The sequence below is a fragment of the Brevundimonas sp. UBA7838 genome, from assembly GCF_002500885.1.
Taxonomy (GTDB): Bacteria; Pseudomonadota; Alphaproteobacteria; order Caulobacterales; family Caulobacteraceae; genus Brevundimonas; species Brevundimonas vesicularis_C.
Genome location: NZ_DLTK01000019.1, coordinates 1 through 2,588, shown reverse-complemented (window position 1 = coordinate 2,588; position 2,588 = coordinate 1). Strand labels below are relative to the sequence as shown.

Sequence of the window (2,588 nt, the reverse complement as noted above, 5' to 3'; positions counted from 1 at the left end):
TGGTCGTCCAGCGCGGCGCCGACCGGTCGCACGCCGGGCGTGACGATCAGGAAGTCAGGCCGGCCCGCCTCGACCGCCAGAGCGCGGGCACGCGCCGCCTCATGCGGGCTGGAGACGACGCCGTCGATCCCGGCCTCAAGCGCCTGCCGCACGCGCCGCTCGACCAGATCGGCCGGCGACAGGCTGTGGTCGTCGGCGGCCAAATCCTCGGCCGTCAGACTGGTCAGGACCGTAACCCCCAGCACCTTCATCTTCGAACCCGCCGCGCCGCGCGCCGCCGCCGCCATAACCTGGGGCCGCGCATGGACCGTCAGCAGGTCGCAGTCGGCACCCGCCAGATTCGCCGTCGCCTTCTCTACGGTCGCGCCTATGTCGTGCAGCTTCCAGTCCAGAAAGATCTTCCGACCCTGCGCCTTCAGCTCACGCGCCAGCGCCATGCCGTCGACCGCGAACAGTTGCAGTCCGACCTTGTAGAAGCCGATCGCATCGCCGATCCGCTCGGCCAGGGCGGCCGCCTCGGCCGTCGTCGGCACGTCCAGGGCGCAGATGATCCGCTCGTCGAGCGCACGATCGGAGGCGGTTTGGGGATCGGTCATCGACGGACTCGCGCTGAGCGGCTATGCCGGACACGAGGGCGCGTCGGCAGGGCGGCGTGATGGATTGAGGGCGAGGGCAGGCGATGAACGCAGTCGATTTGGGTGTCAACCTGTTCGTGACCCTGTTCGCCTTGCTGGACCCGATCGGTAATCTGCCGATCTTCGCCGCCGCGACGGCCGGGGCGACCCTGAGGCAGCGGATTTCGGTCTCGGCCCTGATCTGCGCCTTCGCCGCCGTCTTCCTGGCCTTCTTCCTGTTCACGGGCCTGGGCCTGTTGCAGTTTTTCGGCATTTCGCTGGCGGCGTTCCGCATCGCCGGGGGCATTCTGCTGCTGTTCCTTGGCCTGGACATGGCGCGCGGCGACTTCCTGGCCATGTTCGCGGACAAGGATGCGCTGGCGGATTCCAAGGACGTGCGCGGCTATGCCCGCAGGCGGTTCCAGCGCCTGGTCGTGCCCTTCGCCATTCCGCTTATGATCGGCCCCGGCGCCATTTCGGCGGTGATCATCCAGGCGGGCGAGGCGGCCAAGCTGGGCTATGCCGGGACCATGGGGTCGCTGGTGGCGATCGCGGCGGCCTGCGCCGTCTCCTTCGTCTGTTTCGCCCTGACCGGGTCGCTCAGCCGCCTGTTGGGCGAGGTCGGCATGGCGATCATCGTCAAGGTGCTGGGCCTGATCCTGTGCGCCCTGGCGATCCAGTTCATCCTGCTGGGCCTGGGCGAGGCCATCCCCGGCATGATCTCCGGCGCCGTGACGACGCCCTATCCGGCGACGAAATAAGGGGTCAGTCCGCGTCGTCCTCGATGGCGTGGATGTCATCGTCGGTCAGACCGAGGTGGTGGCCGATCTCATGGATCAGGACGTGGGCGATCAGTTCGCCGATCCCCACGTCGCCGCGCTCGCACCATTCGTCCAGGATGGGACGGCGATAAAGGAAGACCCGCGACGGCTCGGCCGCCGGGCCCAGGCTGTCGCGCCGGCCGATGTCCACGCCGTGATACAGGCCCGTCAGCTCGAACGGATCCTCGATCTCCATCTCGGCCAGCGTCGCTTCGTCGGCGAAGTCGTCGATGCGGATGACCACCTCGCCCGCCGCGTCTTTGAACGGTCCGGGCAGGGCGTCGAACGCCTCCTGCGCCAGGCGGGCGAAGTCGTCGAGGGAGGGGGCGATCGGGTCGGTCATGCCCGCGATATCGCCGCCCGGTCGCTTCGCCGCAACGGGGCGCGATGACGCGATCACGAGAATGCCGCTTTTTCGCGCGCTTGGAGTATGGTTAGCGAATCGGGGCTGAGACTCTTCTCCAGGGACACGAATGGCCGAGGCCGACATCGCCTATGTCGCCACAGCGGGCGCAGCCGGACTGGCCATGGCCGTCAGCGCCTGGGCCTTGCTGCTGCGTGGGCGGTTGCATGAGACCGCCGTCGCCGCCGAGCGCGAGCGGGTCGAGGCCCTGGCCGACCTCAGCCGCCATGACGCCATGCTGCGGGCCTTCGACGACGTCAGCCTGGCCCTGACGCCGGACGGGCAGGCGGCCGGTCTGCCGATCGGTTCGGCCGAACTGATCGCGCGGCTGGCGGGTGAGGACGCCGAGGCCGGCGCCGCCGTCCTGAACAAACTCCGGATCACCCACGGCGCTCTGATCGACGCCCTGGTTTTCGAAGGTCAGGCGTTCGAAGGTCTGGTCGCGCTGGACGATGTGGAGCCCTGGCGGATCGAGGGACGGGTCGCGGGCGGTTCGGCCTGGCTGCGGCTGTCGCCCGCCTCGCGCTTCACCCTGACCGGCGCTGATGCGACCGAAAGCGGCCTGGCCCTTTTGGGCGACGCCTCGCCGACCCCGACCTGGGTCGTGGACGGGACCGGCAAACTGGCCTGGGCCAACCGCGCCTGGCTGAACGAGACCAATGCCGAGAGCATCGACGACGCCGTCGAAAAGGGCGTGTCCTTCGACCGCGGCGCCGATGCCCTGGTCGCCGAGGCCGCGCGTCTGGGCGC

General features: G+C 69.2%; 3 protein-coding genes and 1 pseudogene. 2 read left to right on the top strand and 2 right to left on the bottom strand.

Going from position 1 to position 2,588, the window contains the following annotated elements:
• Window positions 1–596: orotidine-5'-phosphate decarboxylase (pyrF, locus tag B3T77_RS00940; RefSeq protein WP_292076217.1), on the bottom strand; the 596-nt coding region annotated here is incomplete at its 3' end.
• Window positions 597–679: 83 nt separating this feature from the next.
• On the opposite strand from pyrF, the gene B3T77_RS00935 reads away from it, so the two are divergent.
• The gene (locus B3T77_RS00935; protein WP_017505485.1) at window positions 680–1,375 is read left to right on the top strand and encodes a MarC family protein; all 696 of its coding nucleotides are present in this window, start codon (window positions 680–682) and stop codon (window positions 1,373–1,375) included.
• 4 nt (window positions 1,376–1,379) lie between these two features.
• On the opposite strand, the gene B3T77_RS00930 is transcribed toward B3T77_RS00935, so the two are convergent.
• Entirely contained in the window at window positions 1,380–1,778 is a 399-nt protein-coding gene (locus B3T77_RS00930) for a metallopeptidase family protein (RefSeq protein ID WP_292076215.1), read from the bottom strand.
• Between the two features lie 130 nt (window positions 1,779–1,908).
• Between B3T77_RS00930 and B3T77_RS00925 the strand changes: the two are divergent.
• Window positions 1,909–2,588 (top strand): annotated as a pseudogene (locus tag B3T77_RS00925) (two-component sensor histidine kinase); the annotation flags it as partial.